General features: G+C 62.2%; 14 protein-coding genes and 1 tRNA gene. 12 read left to right on the top strand and 3 right to left on the bottom strand.

Annotated elements, in window-relative coordinates; genetic code table 11:
* The first annotated feature begins 154 nt into the window (after positions 1-154).
* The 5 genes from B5G03_RS15285 to B5G03_RS15265 all read left to right on the top strand — a co-directional run bounded on the left by B5G03_RS15285 (position 155) and on the right by B5G03_RS15265 (position 6,550).
* Positions 155-1,900, top strand: a complete 1,746-nt coding sequence (locus tag B5G03_RS15285) for an ABC transporter ATP-binding protein (protein ID WP_087182531.1) — start codon at positions 155-157, stop codon at positions 1,898-1,900.
* Complete coding sequence (locus B5G03_RS15280) at positions 1,893-3,791, top strand: ABC transporter ATP-binding protein (protein WP_087182530.1); 1,899 nt, start codon at positions 1,893-1,895, stop codon at positions 3,789-3,791. The genes B5G03_RS15285 and B5G03_RS15280 overlap by 8 nt, the downstream gene beginning before the upstream one ends.
* A gap of 173 nt (positions 3,792-3,964) precedes the next feature.
* Positions 3,965-5,356 (top strand): Sapep family Mn(2+)-dependent dipeptidase, encoded by a 1,392-nt coding sequence (locus B5G03_RS15275; RefSeq protein ID WP_087182529.1) that lies wholly within the window; start codon positions 3,965-3,967, stop codon positions 5,354-5,356.
* 106 nt (positions 5,357-5,462) lie between these two features.
* A complete protein-coding gene (locus tag B5G03_RS15270) occupies positions 5,463-6,020 on the top strand; it encodes a TetR/AcrR family transcriptional regulator (protein WP_162613431.1) in 558 nt (185 codons plus the stop codon).
* Positions 6,021-6,130: 110 nt separating this feature from the next.
* A complete protein-coding gene (locus tag B5G03_RS15265) occupies positions 6,131-6,550 on the top strand; it encodes a DUF2871 domain-containing protein (RefSeq protein WP_087182527.1) in 420 nt (139 codons plus the stop codon).
* Positions 6,551-6,610: 60 nt separating this feature from the next.
* Here B5G03_RS15265 and B5G03_RS15260 read toward each other — a convergent pair whose 3' ends face one another.
* Together B5G03_RS15260 and B5G03_RS15255 are read right to left on the bottom strand one after the other, a co-directional pair.
* Positions 6,611-7,810 (bottom strand): coenzyme F420-0:L-glutamate ligase, encoded by a 1,200-nt coding sequence (locus tag B5G03_RS15260; protein ID WP_087182526.1) that lies wholly within the window; start codon positions 7,808-7,810, stop codon positions 6,611-6,613.
* Between the two features lie 247 nt (positions 7,811-8,057).
* Complete coding sequence (locus tag B5G03_RS15255) at positions 8,058-9,539, bottom strand: DUF1846 domain-containing protein (RefSeq protein WP_087182525.1); 1,482 nt, start codon at positions 9,537-9,539, stop codon at positions 8,058-8,060.
* Between the two features lie 217 nt (positions 9,540-9,756).
* Between B5G03_RS15255 and B5G03_RS15250 the strand changes: the two genes are divergently transcribed.
* A tRNA-Val gene (locus tag B5G03_RS15250) sits at positions 9,757-9,833 on the top strand.
* Positions 9,834-9,917: 84 nt separating this feature from the next.
* On the opposite strand, the gene B5G03_RS15245 is transcribed toward B5G03_RS15250, so the two are convergent.
* Complete coding sequence (locus tag B5G03_RS15245) at positions 9,918-10,847, bottom strand: AraC family transcriptional regulator (protein ID WP_087182524.1); 930 nt, start codon at positions 10,845-10,847, stop codon at positions 9,918-9,920.
* A gap of 302 nt (positions 10,848-11,149) precedes the next feature.
* Here B5G03_RS15245 and B5G03_RS15240 point away from each other — a divergent pair, with 302 nt between their 5' ends.
* From B5G03_RS15240 to B5G03_RS15215, 6 genes are all read left to right on the top strand, one after another.
* Positions 11,150-12,670: a DUF4127 family protein gene (locus B5G03_RS15240; protein WP_087182523.1), complete on the top strand. Its 1,521-nt coding sequence runs from the start codon at positions 11,150-11,152 to the stop codon at positions 12,668-12,670.
* Between the two features lie 117 nt (positions 12,671-12,787).
* Positions 12,788-14,077, top strand: a complete 1,290-nt coding sequence (locus tag B5G03_RS15235; protein ID WP_206423638.1) for a transporter — start codon at positions 12,788-12,790, stop codon at positions 14,075-14,077.
* A gap of 102 nt (positions 14,078-14,179) precedes the next feature.
* Positions 14,180-16,324, top strand: a complete 2,145-nt coding sequence (locus tag B5G03_RS15230; protein ID WP_087182522.1) for a hydantoinase/oxoprolinase family protein — start codon at positions 14,180-14,182, stop codon at positions 16,322-16,324.
* On the top strand, positions 16,317-16,970 hold the full coding sequence (locus B5G03_RS15225; protein WP_087182521.1) for a hypothetical protein: 654 nt from the start codon (positions 16,317-16,319) through the stop codon (positions 16,968-16,970). Before B5G03_RS15230 ends, B5G03_RS15225 begins: the two co-directional genes overlap by 8 nt.
* 3 nt (positions 16,971-16,973) lie before the next feature.
* On the top strand, positions 16,974-18,308 hold the full coding sequence (locus tag B5G03_RS15220; RefSeq protein WP_087182520.1) for an FAD-dependent oxidoreductase: 1,335 nt from the start codon (positions 16,974-16,976) through the stop codon (positions 18,306-18,308).
* A gap of 12 nt (positions 18,309-18,320) precedes the next feature.
* Positions 18,321-20,840 carry a glycoside hydrolase family 38 N-terminal domain-containing protein gene (locus tag B5G03_RS15215; protein WP_087182519.1) on the top strand — a complete coding sequence of 840 codons (2,520 nt, stop codon included), beginning with the start codon at positions 18,321-18,323 and terminating at the stop codon, positions 20,838-20,840.
* Positions 20,841-21,035 lie beyond the last annotated feature (195 nt).

Below are 21,035 nucleotides of genomic sequence, written 5' to 3'. Positions count from 1 at the left end.
TAGGTATAATAGGGGCAAGTAAGCCAAAAGCGTAAGCCCGGCAGGCCCGGACTTGCGCTCTTTTTATCGCCCGCATACTGTTTGCGTGCGCAAGCAATGTGCGGGGAGCGGTGTATGCCGCTTTGGGAAAAGGAACAGGAGGAGTGAAAAAGGTATGTACAAACAACTCGCGCGATCCATCCGGGAGTACAAGTCCGTGTCCATCAAGGCGCCGGTCTTCGTGTCGCTTGAGGTGCTCATGGAATGCATCATCCCCTTTGTGATCGCCCAGCTGGTGAACCAGATCAAGGCGGGCTGCGGCTTCGCCACCATTTTGCAGTACGGCGCCGTGCTGCTGGTTATGGCCGGTCTGTCGCTGTTTTTCGGCGTGCTGGCGGGCAAGTATGCGGCCACCGCGTCCTGCGGCTTTGCCCGCAACCTGCGCAAGGATATGTTCTATAAGATCCAGGACTATTCCTTCCAGAACATCGACAAATTTTCCACCTCGTCGCTGGTCACCCGTCTGACCACCGACATCACCAACGTACAGATGGCCTACATGATGATCGTGCGCGCCGCCATCCGCTGCCCGCTGATGCTGGTGTTCTCGTTCACCATGGCCTTTGTGATGGGCGGGCGCATGGCGCTGATCTTTTTGCTGGTGGCCCCCATTCTGGGCATCGGCCTGTTCTGCGTCATCCGCACCGTAATGCCCCTGTTCAAGCGGGTGTTCAAAAAGTACGACGCGCTGAACAACTCCATCCAGGAGAACGTGCAGGGCATGCGTGTGGTCAAGTCCTACGTGCGGGAGGATTATGAGAAAAAGAAGTTCACCGCCGCCGCCGAGGACGTCTGCCGCGACTTTACCCAGGCGGAAAAGATCCTGGCCTTCAACAACCCCCTGATGCAGTTCAGCCTGTATGTGGTGATGGTCTTCGTGCTGTCCTTCGGGTCCTACACCATCATCACCACCCGGGGTCTGGCGCTGGATGTGGGCCAGTTCTCGGCCCTGCTCACCTACAGCTTCCAGATTTTGAGCAGCCTGATGATGTTCTCCATGGTATTCGTGATGATCACCATGGCCAGCGAGTCCGCCCACCGTATTCTGGAGGTCATCCAGGAGGAGAGCACCCTGAAGAGCCCCGAGAACGGCCTCACCGAGGTGGCGGACGGCTCCATCGATTTTGACCATGTGAGCTTCAAGTATTCCGAGCATGCCGAGCGCATGGCCCTGACCGACATCGACCTGCACATCAAGAGCGGCGAGACCATCGGCATCATCGGCGGCACCGGTTCCTCCAAGTCCTCGCTGATCCAGCTGATCAGCCGCCTGTACGACGCCACCGAGGGCTGCGTGAAGGTGGGCGGCCGCGACGTGCGGGACTACGACCTGGAGGCGCTGCGCAACCAGGTGGCCGTGGTGCTGCAGAAGAACGTGCTGTTCAGCGGTACCATCAAGGAGAACCTGCGCTGGGGCAACAAGAACGCCACCGACGCCGAGCTGGAGGAGGCCTGCCGTCTGGCCCAGGCGGATGAGTTCATCCAGCGGTTCCCGGAAAAATACGATACTTACATCGAGCAGGGCGGCTCCAACGTGTCCGGCGGCCAGAAGCAGCGGCTGTGCATCGCCCGGGCTCTTTTGAAAAAGCCCAAGGTGCTGATTCTGGACGACTCCACCAGCGCGGTGGATACCAAGACCGACGCGCTGATCCGCAAGGCCTTCCGGGAATTCATCCCCGAGACCACCAAGATCATCATTGCCCAGCGTACCTCCTCGGTGGAGGACGCGGACCGCATCCTGGTGCTGGACGGCGGCGCCATCAGTGCCATCGGCACCCACAAGGAGCTGCTCGAGACCAGCGAAATCTATCGCGAGGTCTACACCTCGCAGAACAAGGCAGGAGGGCAGGAGAATGCATAACAATCCGACCATCACAAAGCAGGGCACCCTGCTGCGTATCTTCAAAACACTGTTCTCGTTCTATCCGGTCATGATGCCGGTGGTGGTGGCCTGCATTCTGTTCAGCGCCATCATCAGCTCGCTGCCTGCGGTGTTTATGCAGAAGGTCATCGCCGTGATCGAGGCCAACTGGCAGAGCGGCGACTGGGCCGCTGCCTCCGGCCAGGTTATGGGTCTGGTGAGCGTTCTGGTGGTGATGTATCTGCTGGCGCTCATCTCCGCCTTTACCTATACCCGGATGATGGCCATCATCACCCAGGGCTTTTTGAAAAAGCTGCGTGTCAAGATGTTCAGCGGCATGCAGGACCTGCCCATCCGCTACTTCGACACCAACAACCACGGCGATATCATGAGCTACTACACCAATGATATCGACACCCTGCGGCAGCTGGTGTCCCAGAGCTTCCCCCAGATCACCATCACCCTGATCACCATGACCAGCGTCACCTGCATCATGCTGTATTACAGCCTGTGGATGACCCTTGTGGTGGTGGCCGGTGTGGCGGTCATGGCCTGGCTCACCAAAAAGGTGGGCGGCAACTCCGCCCGCTTCTTCCTGCGCCAGCAGGAGGCCATCGGCGCCATGGAGGGCTACGTGGAGGAGATGATGAACGGCCAGAAGGTGGTCAAGGTCTTCTGCCACGAGGAGGAGAGCAAGGCCGACTTCGACAAGCGCAACGACGCCCTGTTCGCCGCCGCCGAAAGCGCCAACAAGTTCGCCAACATTCTGGGCCCCATCCTGAACAACATGGGCAACGTGGTCTATGTGGTGGTGGCGGTGGCCGGCGGCTTTCTGCTCATGGCAGGTGTGCCCAACGTGAGCATTTCCGGTCTGGCGCTGAGCATCAGCATTGTGGTGCCCTTCCTGAACATGACCAAGCAGTTTGCGGGCAGCATCATGCAGGTGTCCCAGCAGATCAACGCGGTGGTCATGGGCCTGGCGGGCGCCCAGCGCATCTTCACCCTGCTGGATGAAAAGCCCGAGGAGGACAACGGCTACGTGACCCTGGTGAACGCCAAGGAGAACGCGGACGGCAGCATGAGCGAGTGTGCCGAGCGTACCAACGTGTGGGCCTGGAAGCATCCCCACAGCGACGGTACCGTCACTTACACCCGGCTGCGGGGCGATGTGCGCCTGTTCGATGTGGACTTCGGCTACACCCCCAACAAGACCGTTCTGCACGATGTGACCCTGTATGCGGAGGCAGGCCAGAAGGTGGCCTTTGTGGGGGCCACCGGCGCGGGCAAAACCACCATCACCAACCTGATCAACCGCTTCTACGACATTGCCGACGGCAAGATCCGCTACGACGGCATCAACATCAACAAGATCAAGAAGGCGGACCTGCGCCGCAGCATGGGCATCGTGCTGCAGGACACCAACCTGTTCACCGGCACCGTGATGGAGAACATCCGTTACGGCAACCTGGACGCCACCGATGAGGAGTGCAAGGCCGCCGCTTTGCTGGCAGGCGCACACGACTTCATCACCCGCCTGCCGGAGGGCTACGACACCATGCTTACCAGCAACGGCGCGAACCTGTCCCAGGGACAGCGGCAGCTGCTGGCCATCGCCCGGGCCGCGGTGGCGGACCCGCCGGTTATGATCATGGACGAGGCCACCAGCAGCATCGACACCCGCACCGAGGCCATCGTGCAGCGGGGCATGGACGCTTTGATGACCGGCCGCACCGTGTTCGTGATCGCACACCGGCTTTCCACTGTAAAGAATGCCGATGTGATCATGGTGCTGGAGCAGGGCCGCATCATCGAGCGCGGCAACCACGAGCAACTGATCGCCCAGAAGGGCAAGTACTACCAGCTGTACACCGGTGCCTTCGAGCTGGAATAATTGCAGGATTGTGCGCAGTTTGGCGGAGCCGCCCCGGAAAACCGGGGCGGCTCTCTTTTTGTTGCCCGGCGGCTTTTCAAATGCCAGAATCGTGGTATAATAGCGAGTAAGAAATGACTCACCGCATGACCGCCCCTGCTGGCGGCGCTGCGGAGATAAGGAGATAGAAAGCAATGATTACAAAGGAACTGCGGGCCGCGGTGGACGCATTCGTGGCCGCCAATGAAGAAAACGTCGTGCGCGACATCAAGCGCCTGGTGGATATCAACAGCGTGGAGGGCGCCCCGGAGCCGGGCAAGCCCTTCGGCGCGGGCCCTGCCGCCGCCCTGGACGAGGCGCTGAAGATCGCCGCCGAGATGGGCCTGTCCACCAACAACTGCGAGGGCTACATGGGCTGGGCCGAGCTGCCCGGCGAGACCGATAAGCAGATCGCCACCATCACCCATCTGGACGTGGTGCCCCAGGGCAACGGCTGGACCGCCGATCCCTTCGACATGCAGGTGCGGGAGGGCTGGATCATCGGCCGCGGCGTGGCCGATGACAAGGGCCCCAGCGTGCTGTGCCTGTACGCTCTGAAATTCCTCAAGGAGCATAACGTGCCCCTGAAGTACGGCGTGCGTGCCCTGCTGGGCGCCAACGAGGAAACCGGCATGGAGGACGTGGAGTACTACCTGAAAAACTACCCCGCTCCCGATTTCTGCTTCTCCCCGGACGCCGAGTTCCCGGTGTGCAACGGCGAAAAGGGCGGCTTCAACGGCTACCTGGTTTCCAAGAAGCTGGAGAACGGCAACATTCTGGAGTTCACCGGCGGCGTGGCCCACAACGTGGTGCCCGACCGTGCCTCCTGCCTGGTGAAGGCAGACTTCGCCGCTCTCAGTGAGCGGGAGGGCATCACTCTGGAAGAAGAGAATGGCGCGGTGCGCATCCGCGGCTGGGGCAAGGGCGGCCATGCGGCCATGCCTCAGAACACCGTGAACTCCATCGGCCTGATCGTGGATTACCTGCTGGACAATCATCTGGTCACCGCCGAAGAGGAGGAGTTCCTGACCTACCTGCGCAAGCTGCACAGCAACACCGACGGCAGCGGCGTGGGCATCGCCGCCAGCGATGACGCCTTCGACCCCCTGACCATCATCGGCGGTATGATCGAGCTGAAGGACGGCCGCCTGTGGCAGGATGTGGACAGCCGCTTCCCCACCAGCATCACCGGCGAGGAGATCAAAGCCCGGCTGGAGGCTGCCTCCGAGGGCTGCGCCACTGTGGAACAGGCCACCTGGCGGGTGCCCTTCTACATCAGCGCCGACGCCGCGCCCATCCAGGCTCTGATCGAGACCTACAACGAGGTCACCGGCGAGAACGCCAAGCCCTTCACCATGGGCGGCGGCACCTACGCCCGTCACTTCCCCAAGGCGGTGAGCTTCGGCCCCGAGCGGCTGGACACCGTGCTGCCCGAGTTCGGCGGCCCCATGCACGGCGCCAACGAGGCGGCCAACATCGCTCAGCTGATGCAGGCACTCAAGATCTACATTCTGGCGATCCTGAAGCTGGAGACCATCGAACTATAATTGTTTTTCGGGGCGCAGGCGAAAAGCCTGCGCCCCGGTTTTTGCTTGACAAAGCAGGGAAAACCCTGTATGATGAACAGTGTTCAAGATGAAAGGCAGGAGCGCCATGAATAAAGTGATCACATCCCGCGAGGAGCTGCTGGCCGCCAGCAAGAGCATTGCCGCCAGCCAGGGTCTGGCCGCGCTGAACATGCGGGCAGTGGCCGCCGCCGCCAATGTGGCGGTGGGTTCGGTATACAATTATTTCCCCAGCAAGGCAGAGCTGGTCACCGCCACGGTGCAGGACATCTGGCGGGGCATCTTCCATGCAGCGGGCGGTTATGCCCAGGCAGGGGACTTCTGCGCCTGCGTGGAGTGGCTGTTTGTCAGCATCCGGGCCGGGGCGGCGGAATATCCGGATTTTCTGCGGGCGCATATGAGCGGCTTTGCCGCCCAGGACCGGAAAAAGGCCCGGCAGGCCATGGAAGAGGCCTTCGGTCACATGCGTGTCAGCCTGGAGCAGGTGCTGGAGCGGGATGAAAAGGTCCGGCCGGATGCCTTCGGCGAGGAGCTTACCCGGCAGCAGTTTGTGGCCTTTGTGTTTTCCAGCCTGATGGCGGGGCTTGCCCGGGAGGATGCCGACTGCGCGGTGCTGCTGGCAGTGATCCGGCGGGTGCTGTACTGACCAAATATTCTGCGCCGCCCCGGCGGGAGCGGCGCGGCTTTTTCATAAATTCTGAACCGTGTTCAAACCCAACTGAAATGGGCCAATGGCCCGGAAAGAGAGAAACCCTTATGAAAAAACTCATCAATACCGCGTTCGGCTACGCCATCGCCTCCATGGCCTTCGGCGTGTTCTACCGGGAGTTCACCAAGTGGAACGGCTTTGCCGGCAAGACCACCCTGGCGGTGAACCACCTGCACCTGTTCGCACTGGGCACCCTGCTGTTCCTGGTGCTGGCGCTGTTTGCCAAGACCACCAGCCTGACTGCTCAGCCCATGTTCCGCCGTTTTTACGGCCTCTACAACGTGGCGCTGCCCTTCATGACCGTGATGTTCACGGTGCGGGGCGTGCTGCAGGTGCTGGGCACCCCGCTGAGCAGCGGGGCCGACGCAGCCATCAGCGGCATCGCGGGCATCGGCCATCTTCTGATGGGCGCGTCCATCGTGATGCTGTTCCTGGCGCTGAAGGCCGTGGCCAAGACCGAGGAATAAGAAAACAAAAAAGCGGGCGGTTCCGAACTTCGGAACCGCCCGCTTTGCTGTACGGGGAAATTACTTGGTGTAGTTGTCGAAGTAGCCCTGCACCAGAATGATGGGGGTGCCCTTGTCACCGCTGCCGCTGGTCAGATCGCACAGGCTGCCGATCAGGTCGGTCAGGCGGCGGGGAGTGGTGCCCTGGCTGGCCATGTTGCCGGTCAGGCTCTCGGCCTTCTCGTCCTTCTCACGGATGGCCTGGGAGATGGCTTCCTTCAGTTCCTGGCCGGAGAGGTTGGCGAAGTCGTTGTCGGCCAGATATTTCAGCTTCAGCTCGTTGGGGGTGCCCTCCAGACCGGCGGTGTAGCCGGGGGAGACCACGGGGTCGGCAAGCTCCCAGATCTTGCCCATGGGGTCCTTGAAGGCGCCGTCGCCGTAGACCATCACCTCAACGTGCTTGCCGGTGGCGTCCAGAATCTTCTGCTGGATGTCGTCCACCAGCTCCTGGCAGTGGATGGGGAACAGCTTCACGGTATCCTCGGTGGCCTTGTTGGAGCCCAGCAGGCCGTAGGCGTCGTTGTAGCCGCTGCCGTTCACAGGCGCGTTCATCAGCTCGTCCAGGGTGAGAACCTTCTCGGCGCCGGCGGCGAGAAGAAGCCGCTTGGTGCGCTTGCGGGTGTGAATGTCGCAGGCGAGCACGTTTTTGGTGTAGTCCAGAATGGCCCGGGGGTTGTTGGCGAAGATGATCTCGGCCTTTGCGCCCGCACCCTCGATCACGCTGCGGTAGTACTCCACGTAGTCCACGCCGGTGAAGGTGTGCTTCTTGTAGCCGAACAGCTCACGGTAGCGCTCCTCGCTGAGCACGTCGCTCCAGGGGTTCACGCCGGAGGCATCCAGATCGTCCTCACTGATCAGATGGTTGCCCACCTCGTCGGAGGGGTAGCTGAGCATCAGCACAACCTTCTCGCAGCCTGCGGCGATGCCCTTCAGGCAGATGGCGAAACGGTTGCGGCTCATGATGGGGAAGATCACGCCCAGCGTGCCGCCGCCGAATTTCTCCTTCACATCCTGAGCGATGTTCTCCACCGAGGCGTAGTTGCCCTGGCTGCGGGCCACAACGGCCTCGGTCACGGCGATCACGTCACGGTCGCGCAGGCTGAAGCCCTCGCTGTTCGCGGCGGCCAGAACGGAGTCCACCACGATGTTGGCCAGGTCGTCGCCCTGGCGGATGATCGGGGCGCGGATGCCCCGGGATACAGTACCAACCAAACGTTCCATAAAAGCTGTCTCCTTTTGTGTTTCGTTTCAGCGCGCAGGACCGATGTCCGCACGCGGGGAAGTCCTCTTCCATTATAAGGTCCGGGCGAGGGCTTGTAAATCATTTTGGTGCAAAAAGCGGCGCGGCGGAAAAGAGGGCGGCCGGGTTTTCCACAGGGAGGGGACAAAACGGTGGAAAACCCGGAAAGAAAAAGCGCCCGCGGGGCCGGGTCGGCCTCACGGGCGCTTGCGCTGTGTTTATAAAAAGTCAGAAGAACAGGTCCTTGCCGGGGTACTTGGGCTCCATGGTGATGCGCAGGCCCAGCTTGCGCAGGGTACCCTGGTCGCCGGAGTGGAGCATCTGGGTGGAGTGCATATCGCAGTCCCGCAGCAGGGGCAGGGCGGACATGGCCTTGGCGGCCACAGGCTCGGTGGCGGCGCTCACTGCCAGACCGGTCAGCACGTCGTCCACCTTCAGCACGCTGGAGCGGCTGCCCAAGTAGTCGATCTTCAGCCGCAGAATGGGCTCCAGCACCTCGGGCCGGATCAGCATCACGGAATCCTGAATACCGGTCAGAGCCTTCAGGCTGTTCAGCACGGTGGCGCTGCAGGCGCTCATCAAATCGCTGGCCTTGCCGGTCACGATGCGGCCGTCTGGCAGCTCGATGGCGGCGGCGGGCTGTTCGGTCTGGCGCATCTTGGCCAGAGCGGGAGCCACCACGGCGCGGCTTTCGGCGTTCACGTCCAGCTGCTGCATGATGTTCTCGATCTTGTGCAGGCTGGCCTCGGTGGCCTTGCCCTGCTTCACGTCGCACAGGGCGGTGTAGTAGCGGCGGAAGATCTCCTCGGTGGCGGCCTTGCGCACCACCTCGTCATCAAAGATGGCATAGCCCGCCATGTTCACGCCCATGTCGGTGGGGCTGCGGTAGAACTCCTTGTCGCCGGTGATGCGAGCCAGGATGTTCTGCACGATGGGGAAGGCTTCCACGTCGCGGTTGTAGTTGACGGTGGTCTCGCCGTAGGCTTCCAGGTGGAAGGGGTCGATCATGTTCACGTCGTTCAGGTCGGCGGTGGCGGCCTCATAGGCCAGGTTGACCGGGTGCTTCAGAGGAATGTTCCAGATGGGGAAGGTCTCGAACTTGGCGTAGCCGGCCATCACGCCGCGCTTGTACTCGTGGTACACCTGGCTCAGGCAGGTGGCCAGCTTTCCGCTGCCGGGGCCGGGAGCGGTGACCACCACCAGAGGCTTGGTGGTTTCCACATAGGGGTTGGAGCCGTAGCCCTCGTCGCTGCAGATGTAGTCCACAGCCAGAGGATACCCTTCGATGGGGCGATGGATGTAGTTCTTCACGCCGCGGCTGGTGAGCTTCTTGGCGAAGGCGTCGGCGGCACGCTGGCCGGTGTACTGGGTGATGACCACGCTGTTCACCGCGATGTCCATGGCGGTGATGTCGTCGATCAGGCGCAGCACCTCCATGTCGTAGCTGATGCCCAGGTCGGCGCGCATCTTGGTCTTTTCAATGTCGCCTGCGCTGATGCAGAAGATGATCTCGGCCTTGTCGCGCAGCTCGTGCAGCAGACGGATCTTGCCGTTCACATCAAAGCCGGGCAGCACCCGGGCGGCGTGGTAGTCGTCGAACAGCTTGCCGCCGAACTCCAGATACAGCTTGCCCTGGAACTTTTCGATCCGGGCGAGAATGTTCTCGGTCTGCTTTTGAATATAAAGGTTGTTGTCGAATCCGATCTGCATAAATTAGCCTCCTTCTCAGCGCGTGAACGCCTGATGCGGCCGCCGGAACCCCGGCGGACCAGTCCTTGTTCTTAGGATGTCTTCAACTAAAAAATGATACCATGCACCCGCGCTGAATGCAATAAAAAGCCGCCGCCAGCGGGCAAAAAAATAGCGAAAATTTTTTTGAAAAACCGTTGACTTTACCCCGGTGGGGTGATATAATAATTTTCGTCGCGGAGGATTAGCTCAGCTGGTTAGAGTGCCTGCATCACACGCAGGAAGTCTGGGGTTCGAGTCCCTAATTCTCCACCAAAAGCTCACAGGTTATGCCTGTGGGCTTTCTTTTTGCGTTCAGCGCCCCGGCCCGTGCTTTTTGCACGGGGCCGGGGCGCTTTTTTATTCTGCTTCAAGGTCCAGCGCGGGCGCTGCGTCGGCGGCCAGGCCGCGCCGCTTGAATTCGCTGGGCGACATGCCAACTTCTTTTTTGAAGGCCTTGCTGAAGGATTGCAGGGATTCGTAGTTCAGCATGTTGGCGATCTCGGAAAGGGTCCAGCGGTCGTCCAGGATCAGCTCCTTGCTCTTGTCGATCTTCACCTGCAGAATGTACCGCTGCAGGGTCATGCCGGTCTTCTGCTTGAATACGTGGGAAATATAGGTATAGCTGAAGTGCATCTCCTGGGCCAGGGTGCGGATGTCCGGAATGGAGAAGATGTGGTCCTCGATGTATTTGATGAGGGTGTACACCGTGGTGCCCACCACCCGGGGGTTGGGCGCGTCCGCTCCCGGCTCGGTGCGCAGATTGTGTTGGGAAAAGGTGCGCCAGGTGAGGATCATGATATTTTCCAGGCAGTTGGTTAGATATTCAAAGGAATAGGGCAGCTGCTGGTTGAACTCCGCCAGCATGTTTTTCAGCACACCGCCCACCCCGTAATGGTCGCTGGAGCACTGGTTGGTGCGCAGCGATTGCAGATACATCTGCAAAACGCTCAGATATTCGAACTCGCAGTCCGGCGCGAAGTCGAAGCCCAGGTACAAAAAGCGGAACTTGTTGTCCGAGGAGGTCACGGTGTGGGTGCCCTGCTTGGGGGTGAGGATGATGTCGTTCTTCTTCACCGGGATGGTCTTGCCGTTCAGCGAAAACTCCCCGCACCCGGCAAGGATCACGCTGAGCTCGTAGCACCACTGCTGATGCACGTCGTCCACGCCCTGCTCATAGCGCAGTTCGCCGATCTGGTACAAAAGGATATTTTTGTAGCGCATGGGCGCGTCGTGGTCGGATTCCATATTGAACTGGAAAATCCGTCCGGCGGTGGTTTTGTTCAGCATCGTTGGCACCTCCTTTGGGCGGAAAAAGCTCCCGCCTACCGCTTATTATATCGGATTTTTGGCCGGAATGCCGGTTTTTGCCGCAAATGAGAGCAAGATCAATAAAAATAGCATGGTGCACAAAGGAAGATGGCGACGTTCGTACATAATGATAACAATGACGGGAAAGTGGAAAATAGGGGCCACAGGGACCGCAGATTAGGACAAGCGCGAACCGCAAACTTTTGCTATGATGTGGGTGACGAAACGAGAGGCCGGCCGAGGGGATAGCCCGGGGACCGGCCTGCCTATGGAGAGGACTGATGCCGTTGAAAACGATGCTGTATCTGCCGCTGGATGAACGCCCCTGCAACTGGCTGTTTCCCCAGATGATGACCCGCGGGGTGGCAGAGCTGGAGCTGCTCGCGCCGCCGAAGGAGCTGCTGGGCCGCAAAAAGACCCCGGCGGATCTGGAAGGGCTGTGGGCTTTTGTGGAGGAGAATTTTTCCCGCAGCAGCTGCGCGGTCCTCTCGGCGGAGATGCTGTTTTTGGGCGGGCTGCTGCCCTCCCGGCTGCACCACATGAGCGCGGCCTGGATTGCCCGTTGCATGGAGCGGCTGCGGGCGCTGAAAGAGAGCAGCCCCGAGACGCGGCTGTATCTGTTCGAGCTGATCATGCGCACTCCCCGCTACAGCAGCAGCGACGAGGAGCCGGACTACTACCAGGAATACGGCGAGCGGATCTTCCGCTACGGCTACCTGAAGGATAAGCAGGCCCGCCAGGGGCTGGATGCCCGGGAGCAGGAGGACCTGCACAGCCTGGCCAACCAGATTCCCCCCGAGCACCGTGCGGACTATGAGGCCCGCCGGAACTTCAACGCGGCCCTGCTGGAGAACGTGCTGGAGCTGGTGCAGGACGGCGTGGTGGAGCTGCTGTACATCCCGCAGGACGATTCCTGCGAGTTCGGCTACACCGCCATCGACCAGAAGCGCATCCACCAGGCCATCCGCCGCATGGGCGTGGAGGACAAGGTCTACATGCACCCCGGCGCGGACGAGGCGGGCGCGGAGCTGGTGGCCCGGGCCTGGCTGGAGCTGACCGGACACAGCCCCCGGGTATATGTGGAGTACGGCAGTCCGCTGGCGGCTCAGATCATCCCGCTGTATGAGGACCGCATCCTGGGCGCGAGCGTGGAGCAGCATCTGCTGGCCTGCGGCTGCGAGCGGTGGGACGATCCCTGGACGGCGGACCTGATCCTGGCGGTGAACGCCCCGGGACGGGTGATGCAGGAGAGCGCGGACCAGCAGGAGGCAGACGTGACCTACCAGTCCTTCCGCTGCCTGCGGGCCTTCGTGAAGCGGATCGGCCGCTTTGTGGAGGCGGGCAAGCCGGTGGCGGTGGCGGACTGCGCCTATGCCAACGGCGGCGATCTGGAATTCCTTCGCCTGATGGACAAGGCGGGCCTGCTGGAAAAGCTGGTCTCCTACAAGGGCTGGAACACCAACTGCAACACGCTGGGCACCACCCTGGCGCAGGGCGTGTTCGCATTGGCCGGGCAGGACGCGGCACAGCTGCGGCGTAATCTGCTGTATCATCTGCTGGACGACGGCCTTTACCAGGCGCTGGTACGCGCCGAGGTGCTGTGCCGGGTGCGGCAGGACGGCCTGAGCTATTTTGATCTGGGCGGCGGCGCACAGGAATATGGCGCTTACGCCGAACAGCGGCTGCTGGAGCACTGGCGTGAGCGGCTGCCGTCGAGTTTTTCGGACCTTGCTTCGGCGGGGGTTGAGATATGGTTCCCCTGGAATCGATTGTTCGAGATCGGGATAACCTGGCGTACATAACGCCATGTGAGGAGAAACGTCCACAAAGGAGGGATGCGGCAGGCACACAGGGGGAAAGGCGACTGCAAAAGCGGGAGCCTTTGGTATGGATTCATATTGAAAGGAGAAACATTTAAAATGGGTGAAATTTTAAGCATTCGGGTCATTCTGATCCTGGTAGCCTTTGCGGTATTCGTAGGCCTGATGGTGGCCAAAAAGCTGCCCACCATCCTGGCGCTGCCTCTGCTGGGCGTTCTGACCGCGGTCATCGCGGGTGTTCCCTTCATGACTCCCGCCGAGGAGGGCGGCCAGACCATCATGAACTACGTGATCGGTCAGGGCGCTTCCCGTCTGGCAGGCACCATCATTGCCACCATCTTCGGCGGCATGTTCGCAAAAGTGATTCAGAAGCAGGGCATTTCCGACGCCATCATCCGCAAGGCTGCGGAGCTGGCCGGTGACAAGCCCTACGCCATCGCCTTCGTGCTCACCGCCGCCACCGCGCTGATCTTCTCCGCCATCGGCGGCGCGGGCCCCGTTATCATGGTGTCCACCATCGTGATCCCCCTCATGCTGTCCGCTGGCATCCAGCCTGTGGTCGCAGCTGGCCTGGTGCTGTTCGGCATCAGCACCGGCGGCCTGTTCAACGTGGCCAACTACCAGTTCTATGTGGATACCATCGGCATGGATATGGCCATGATCAAGAGCGCTTCCGTGGTTCTGGGCGTTGCCAGCGTGGTTGCCATCGTGGTTTACGTGCTGCTGAACGTAAAGCGCACCGGCGGCAAGAGCTTCTGGGCCAAGCCCGCCGCAGCCGACACCAAGGAAGTGAACATCTTCGCTCTGCTGGCTCCTCTGGTGCCCATCCTGCTGGTATTCGTGTTCCAGTTCACCGCTGAGCTGAGCCTGATCATCGCCGTGATCTACACCATTCTGGTGACCAATCCCCGTCAGATCATCCAGGTTGCTTCCTCCTCTCTGGTGGAGGGCATCCAGGACGTGGCCGGTGTAACCGCTCTGATGATCGGCATCGGCATCCTGCTGAACGGCGTTTCCGCCGAGGCCACCGTGGCCCTGATGCAGCCCCTGATCGGCGCCATCATGCCCCGTTCCGCCGTGGTTTACGTGATTGCCTTCACCATCCTGTCGCCCCTGGCTCTGTACCGCGGACCTCTGAACTCCTACGGCCTGGGCTCCGGCCTGGCCAACATCATGCTGGCTGCCGGTACCATGAGCCCCGCCGCTGTTGGTAACGCGCTGCGCGCTACCGGCGTGGTTCAGGGCGTTTCCGACCCCACCAACACCCAGAACGTAATCGTGGCCGATTACGCCAAGGTGGATGTGAACGCGATCCTGAAGTCCACCCTGCCCTACACCATCTTCGTGACCTTTGTGGCTCTGGTGTACACCGGCGTGTTCTACTTCTAATCAGATCATCAGACCGACCAGTTGTTTGGGAGAAATCGGGGCGCCGGTTTCTCCCAAACGCATATCAGAAACCATTTTACAGATACAGAAAGGAAAACTATCATGGGCAATAAAGTTCGGATCGGAATCGACGTTGGCGGCACCTTCACCGATGCCGTTGTGATCGACAACAGCAGCTATGAGGTGATTGCCAAGGCCAAGATCCCCACCACTCACCACGCGGAAAAAGGCGTGGCGGAGGGCATCGTACAGGTCATCCGCAAGGTGCTGGCGGAGAATCACATCGATCCGGACGATGTGGTGTTCATCGCCCACGGCACCACCCAGGCCACCAACGCTCTGCTGGAGGGCGACGTGGCCCAGGTGGGCATCGTGGGCATGGGCACCGGCCTGGAGGGTGAGCGCGCCAAGGGTGAGACCAAGGTGGGCCGCATCGAGCTGGCTCCCGGCAAGTTTTTGAACACCGTGCACACCTATCTGGACACCGCCAAGCTCACCGATGAATCCATCGACGCCGCCATCCAGACTCTGCTGGACGGCCAGTCTCAGGTGATCGTTGCTTCCAAGTCCTACTCGGTGGACAACCCGGAGAATGAGATTCGGGTGATCCGCCGCGCGCAGGAAAAGGAGCTGATGGCCACCGGCGGCTACGAGATCTCCCAGCTGTACGGCCTGCAGGCCCGCACCCGCACCGCCGTGGTGAACGCGGCCCTGATTCCCAAGATGATGGAAGCGGCCAACATGACCGAGTCCTCGGTGAAGCAGACCGGCATCAAAAAGCCCCTGATGATCATGCGCTGCGACGGCGGCGTGATGAGCGTGGACGAGGTGCGCAAGCGCCCCATCCTGACCATGCTGTCCGGCCTGGCCGCGGGCGTTGCCGGTGCGCTGATGTATGAAAAGATCACCGACGGCATCTTCTTCGAGGTGGGCGGCACCTCCACCGACATCTCGGTCATCAAGGACGGCAAGGTAATGATCCAGAACGCCCAGGTGGGCGGCCGCAAGCTGTATCTGAATTCTCTGGACGTGCGCACCCTGGGCATCGCGGGCGGCTCCATGATCGTGGTGGAGAACGGCAAGATCACCGATGTTGGCCCCCGTTCCGCGCACATTGCCCAGAAGGAATACGAGGTGTTCACCGCGCCGGAAAACCTGAAGGACGCCAAGGTCAAGCTGGTGGCTCCCCGCCCGGAGGACCTGCCCCACTACGCGGTGGTAAGCTGCGCCGAGGGCAAGGAGTACGCGCTGACTCTGGCGGGCGCGGCCAACCTGCTGGGCTATGTGCCCGAAGGCGACTACGCCCGGGGCAACCTGGAATCTGCCCGTCTGGCCTGGGAGGCGCTGGGCCGTGAGGTGGGCATGACCGCCGAGGAAGCCTGCCGCCGCGCCATGGATATCGCCTCCGAGAAGGTGAAGGCCATCGTGGACAGCCTGATCGAGGACTACCAGCTGAACAAGCAGCTGATCCGCTTTGTGGGCGGCGGCGGTTCCGCCTGCGTGGTGCCCCCCTACCTGGGCGAGAAGATGGGCGTGCGCTGGCAGGTGGCCAAGAACGCGCCTTACATCTCCACCATCGGTGTGGCCCTGGCGCTGGTACGCGAGCAGCTGGAGCGCAACGTGAGCAACCCCACCCAGGAGGACATCAAGAAGATCCGCGCCGACATCATGGACGAGGTGGTCAAGGCGGGCGCGAACCCCGAGACCGTGGAGATCACCATTGAGATCGACGCCCAGAAGAACATTCTGCGGGCCATTGCCACCGGCGCCACCGAGCTGCGCACCAAGGACCTGAGCGAAAAGGCCAAGAGCCGCGAGGAGCTGGCCCAGATCGTGCGGGAGTCGGTGAGCGGCGGGGCCGAGATCGCCAGCGAGGCCCACACCGGCCGCTGGCACGCCTACCGGCTGGAGACCGTGAGCAGCAAGCTGTGGGGCCTTTTGAAGATGCGCAAGCCCTCGCTGCGCGTGGCGGACGACGAGGGCGTGGTGCGCCTGCAGAAGGGCGCGGGCGAGATCCTGGAGTTTGAAAAGAGCGAGATGGACGGCCGCTTTGTGCGGTTCGTCGAAGCCAACACCCGCTTCTCGGACGCGGGCGCGACCCTGCCCAAGACCTACCTGTACTTCGGGCAGAAATCCGCCGACCTGAGCGGCGTGACCAACAAGGAGCAGCTGCTGTCGCTGGCGAAGATGGAGTGCGAGACCCTGCCTGAGGACGCCTGCATCATCGCGGTGGCCGCTCATGAATGATTGGGAGCAGCTGGAACGTCTTTCCGGCGAGGCCTTTGCTCTGGTGCTGCTGCGGCAGGACCCGGTGTTCGGCCGCATCCCGCCGAAAAAATACGGCTACTACATCCGGCAGGGCATCCGGTCCGGGCAGCAGGCGGCGGAACGCTGGACCCTGCCCGGGCTTGCCCGGCGGCTGGAAGAAGACGGAGCGGAGGTGTGCCGGAGCGGGGAGACTCCGCCCATGGACATCCACTCCGAATACTGCCCGGCGGAAAACGGCCGGGCGCCGGTGATCCGCCTTTACATCCCCACGCTGGAAAAGATTTGCGCGGCGGCCCAAAGGCGGGGCATTCCGGTGACCATGGAGCAGCTGGAGCAGCTGCACCTGGCCCATGAGTTTTATCATCATCTGGAACATTGCGGCGGGGGCGACGTGAGCCTGACCAGCAAGCCGGTGGAGATCCGGCTGCTGGGGGTGATCCGCCGCACCCGGGCGGTGCGCAGCCTGCGGGAGATCGCGGCCCACACCTTTGCCCAGTCGGTGTGCGCCAGCCCCTGCCACCCCCTTGTTTGGGACTGGCTTTTGCTGAACGAGGAAGACGAGGACCAGGCGAAAGCCTTTTTGAACCTCTGCCGGCAGGCGGAGCAAAGCGTGAAAGGAGCATGAACGATGGATAGCATTTTACACCGGGGCATACCGCTGGAGGTCTATGGCCGGTATGACGTGGCCGTGATCGGCGGCGGCACCGCGGGCGCTGCCGCGGCGATTCGGGCGGCCCAGCTGGGCTGCTCCACCCTGGTGGTGGAAAAGGCCACCGCTCTGGGCGGCACGGCAGTGAACGCGCTGGTCATGCCCATGATGAACTCCAACGTGGAGCACATGGAGGTCCTGGCCCAGATCGACGAGCGGCTGCAGGCCATGGGCGTGCAGACCCACCACCGTTACAACAAGGGCATCTGGTTCGGCGGCGAGGACATGAGCTACTGCCTGGAGCAGATGCTGCTGGAAAACGGCGGCGAGATTCTGTACGACGCCTGCCTCACCGGCGTGTGCCTGGAGGACGGGCGCATCCGCTATACGGTGGTGTTTGCCGAGGGGCGGGCCATGGCCATTGTGGCCGACCACTTCGTGGACGCCAGCGGCGACGCGGTGCTGGCCCGGCTGAGCGGCGTGCCCTGCGCCAGCGGCGATGAGGAAGGCAACAACCAGTGCGTGACCATGCGCTTTGAGATGGGCGGCATCGACGTGGAACAATACCGCGCCTACTGCACTTCCATCCACGACACCTTCTGCCCCATGCAGCCCGGTGAGTTCTTTGAATCCGCCATGGTGGGCGGCAAGGGCTTTGCCCTGGAGCCTCTGTTCCAGAAGGGCGTGGAGGAGGGCGTGCTGCAGCCCATGGACCTGCGCTACTACCAGTGCTTCACCGTGCCCGGCAAGCCCGGCTGCATGAGCTTTAACTGCCCTCACATCGTGGGCGTGACCAAGAATACCTCGGCCCGGGCCCGTTCTGAGGCCTTCCAGCAGGGACGGCAGATGATCCGCCGCCTGGTGCGCTTTTTGCAGAAGTACATGCCCGGCTTCGAGCAGGCCTTCCTGCTGCGGGAGGCCTCCATGCTGGGCATCCGGGAGTCCTACCGCATCCAGGGCCAGTACCTGCTGGACGAGCAGGACTACATGAACCGGGCCCGCTTTGCGGACGGCGTGGTGAAGGGCGACTGGTACATGGACGTGCACGCCGCTGCGGGCAAGGCCGCCGACTGGAAGGAATACACCCCCGGCGAATACTACGAAATTCCCTACCGCAGCCTGGTCACCAACCAGGCCGAGAACCTGATCGTGGCGGGGCGCTGCATCTCCACCAGCTTTTTGATGCAGGCCAGCATCCGCATCCAGCCCACCCTCACCGATATGGGCCAGATCGCGGGCGAGGCCTGCGCCCTGGCCAAGCAGACCGGCACCCCGCTGGCCAAGCTGGACGGCGCGCGGCTGCGGCACTTCTAAGGAGAAACCATTATGGAGCAAACCACCATCCATATGCTGCATCACACCCACTGGGACCGGGAATGGTACCAGCCCTTTGAGGCCATGCAGATTCGCCTGCGGGACGCGCTGCGCCACGTGGTGGATCTGGTGGAGCGGGGCGTGATCGACTGCTTTTATCTGGACGGCCAGACCAGCGTGCTGGACGACTACCGCCGCATCGTGACCGACGAGGAATACCAGCGGCTGTGCGCCCTGATCCGGGCGGGAAAGATCGAGGTGGGCCCCTGGTTCGTGCTGGCGGATGAATTCCTCTGCCCGGCCGAGGCGGTCATCCAGAACCTGCGCATTGGCCGGTCCATGGCCGGGGAGCTGGGCAGCTTCTGCGGCATGGGCTACCTGCCGGACACCTTTGGCCACATCGGCTCCATGCCCATGGTGTTGCGCCAGTTCGGCATCGACAAGGCCATCATCTGGCGCGGCGCGGACCCGGAGCACTGCGAGGTGAACTGGGCCAGCGCCGACGGCTCGGCGGTGAAAACGCTGGTGCTTTCCACCCGGGACGGCTACTTCCAGGTGGGCCTGAAAAACCCAAATTACAAAGAGCATTTACAGCGGTTCGTGGAATTCCACCGCACCCAGAAAAAGGCGGGCCTGCTGGTCTACACCGACGGCGCAGATCACACGGTCTGCAGTGCGGACGGCATGGATCGGGTGCGAAGCTTTGAAGCCGAGAGCGGCGTGAAGGTGGAGCAGGTGACCATGGAGCGGCTGTGCCGATTGCTGGACGGCTGCCCCGCCGAAGAGACCATCAAAGGCGAGCTGCGGGATAATCGGAAGATCTTCGTGCTCAGCGGCACCTGGAGCACCCGCACCTATCTGAAGCGGATGAACCAGATCATCGCCGCAAGGCTGGTGCACGAGCTGGAGTTTTTGTGCGCCTGGGAGCAGAATGCCTCCCGCAGCGAGGCGCTGCGCCGTCGCCTGTGGAAGGATTTTCTGGTGAACCAGGCTCACGACAGCATCTGCGGATGCAGCGTGGACGAGGTGCACCGGGAGATGATGAGCCGCTACGCCCGCATTGCCCAGAGCATCGGCGAGCAGACCGAGAGCGTGCTGGAACGGCAATATCCCTTTGTGTACGGCGAGCCGGGGGCGAAAAACCACTGGCTCCATGTGATCAACAGCCTGCCCTATCCGGGCAGACGGCTGGTGAAGGCCCGCATCCTGCTGCCGCTGGATCAGGACAAGGGCGGCGTCGCCCTCTGGCAGGGCGAGCGGCCGGTGCCCCTGAGCCGGGCCGAGCGCCGGGTACAGGAGGAGTTCTTCCACAACAGCCTGACCCAGCCCTGGTACGAGGACATGGCGGTGTACGAGCTGGAGTTCTTTCTGGACTTCGCGGGCATGGAGGAGATCTGCCTGCGCATCGAGCCCACCGAACCCCAGACGACCGCCGTGGAACAGGGCAGTCCGGCGGAGAACCGCTTCTACCGGCTGGAGATTCGGGACGGCCAGCTCTGCGTGCTGGAGAAAAGCACCGGCACCTGGCACACCGGCCAGAACGTGTACCGCTCCAGCCTGGACGCGGGCGACACCTACAACTACTCGCCCCCGGAGCAGGATGCCTGCGCCGAGGCCCATGTAGTGGCCTGGCGGACCGAGTCCCGCCCGGGTCAGCGGACCCTGCATACCGAAAGCGTGCTGGAGCTGCCGGAGGGCCTTTCGCTGGACCGGAAGGGCCCCGCAGAGCACACGGTGACCCTGACCATCCATACCGAATACACCCTGTACGAGGAGGACCCGGTGATTCACGTGCGCACCCGGCTGGACAACCGGGCCAGGGACCACCGGCTCACCGCGGACTTCGAGGTACCTGGCTGCGAGAGCCATTGCAGCGACACCGCTTTTGACTGGGTGGAGCGCCCGGTCAACGGCCCGGTGGACCCCCAGGTGGGTCCCGGGCAGGAGGTCATCCCCGGCCAGCATCCCACCGGCACCCAGCTGGTGGCAGGGGGATTGCAGCTGGTCCATCTGGGCCTGCACGAGTATCAGGTCTGCCGCACGGAAGGCGGCGAGCGCTGCATGCTCACCCTGCTGCGCTGTGTGGGCGATCTCTCCCGGCGCGACCTGCGCAGCCGCGGCGGCGGCGCGGGCCCGGGCTATCCCACGCCGGAAGCCCAGTGCCAGGGCGAAATGGAATTTGAGTATGGCCTGATCTATGGCCGGGCCAACCATTCGCCGGTCCACCCGCTGGCGCTGCGCGCGCCGGTGTTCGCCCGCCAGAGCACGGCGGAAAGCGACGGCCGCCTGCTGCTGAGCCTTGCGGGACCGGTGCAGTTCTCCGGCCTGGAATACGAGGACGGCGCCTATCTGCTGCGGGTGTACAATCCCTTGACGGAGCCGCAGCAGGTGCAGCTGCACACCGGCTTTGCGGCCCGCATCTGCCCGGAAGACCTGGCAGCAAACCCCGCCGGAGCGGAACAGCAGGGCATGCAGACCCTTCTGACCGTGGGCGGGCGGCAGCTGGCAAGCTATCGCATCCGGCCGATCTAACGCTATCCCCATCTCTCACGTTTCCTCATAACAGAAAACGCCCGCGGGCACCGGAGGTTCCGGAGCCCGCGGGCATTTTCTTTTTCTCATATAAAGAACCACAAGCTATGCTTGTGGGCGAATCTAGCACGAGCGTCGAACAGAAAAAATGCCCGTTTTAACTAAAGGAACATCAGACAACAAAGAAGAGCGTAA

Source organism: Gemmiger sp. An50, assembly GCF_002161595.1.
Taxonomy (GTDB): domain Bacteria; phylum Bacillota; class Clostridia; order Oscillospirales; family Ruminococcaceae; genus Allofournierella.
This window is presented reverse-complemented; position numbering and strand designations above follow the sequence as displayed.

Excerpts from the sequence above, each read along its gene's own strand:
- B5G03_RS15275 (WP_087182529.1), top strand. The coding sequence starts at position 3,965 with ATGATTACAAAGGAACTGCGGGCCGCGGTGGACGCATTCGTGGCCGCC.
- B5G03_RS15220 (WP_087182520.1), top strand. The coding sequence starts at position 16,974 with ATGGATAGCATTTTACACCGGGGCATACCGCTGGAGGTCTATGGCCGG.
- B5G03_RS15230 (WP_087182522.1), top strand. The coding sequence starts at position 14,180 with ATGGGCAATAAAGTTCGGATCGGAATCGACGTTGGCGGCACCTTCACC.
- B5G03_RS15265 (WP_087182527.1), top strand. The coding sequence starts at position 6,131 with ATGAAAAAACTCATCAATACCGCGTTCGGCTACGCCATCGCCTCCATG.
- B5G03_RS15215 (WP_087182519.1), top strand. The coding sequence starts at position 18,321 with ATGGAGCAAACCACCATCCATATGCTGCATCACACCCACTGGGACCGG.
- B5G03_RS15255 (WP_087182525.1), bottom strand. The coding sequence starts at position 9,539 with ATGCAGATCGGATTCGACAACAACCTTTATATTCAAAAGCAGACCGAG.
- B5G03_RS15245 (WP_087182524.1), bottom strand. The coding sequence starts at position 10,847 with ATGCTGAACAAAACCACCGCCGGACGGATTTTCCAGTTCAATATGGAA.
- B5G03_RS15280 (WP_087182530.1), top strand. The coding sequence starts at position 1,893 with ATGCATAACAATCCGACCATCACAAAGCAGGGCACCCTGCTGCGTATC.
- B5G03_RS15225 (WP_087182521.1), top strand. The coding sequence starts at position 16,317 with ATGAATGATTGGGAGCAGCTGGAACGTCTTTCCGGCGAGGCCTTTGCT.
- B5G03_RS15285 (WP_087182531.1), top strand. The coding sequence starts at position 155 with ATGTACAAACAACTCGCGCGATCCATCCGGGAGTACAAGTCCGTGTCC.
- B5G03_RS15240 (WP_087182523.1), top strand. The coding sequence starts at position 11,150 with ATGCCGTTGAAAACGATGCTGTATCTGCCGCTGGATGAACGCCCCTGC.
- B5G03_RS15270 (WP_162613431.1), top strand. The coding sequence starts at position 5,463 with ATGAATAAAGTGATCACATCCCGCGAGGAGCTGCTGGCCGCCAGCAAG.
- B5G03_RS15235 (WP_206423638.1), top strand. The coding sequence starts at position 12,788 with ATGGGTGAAATTTTAAGCATTCGGGTCATTCTGATCCTGGTAGCCTTT.
- B5G03_RS15260 (WP_087182526.1), bottom strand. The coding sequence starts at position 7,810 with ATGGAACGTTTGGTTGGTACTGTATCCCGGGGCATCCGCGCCCCGATC.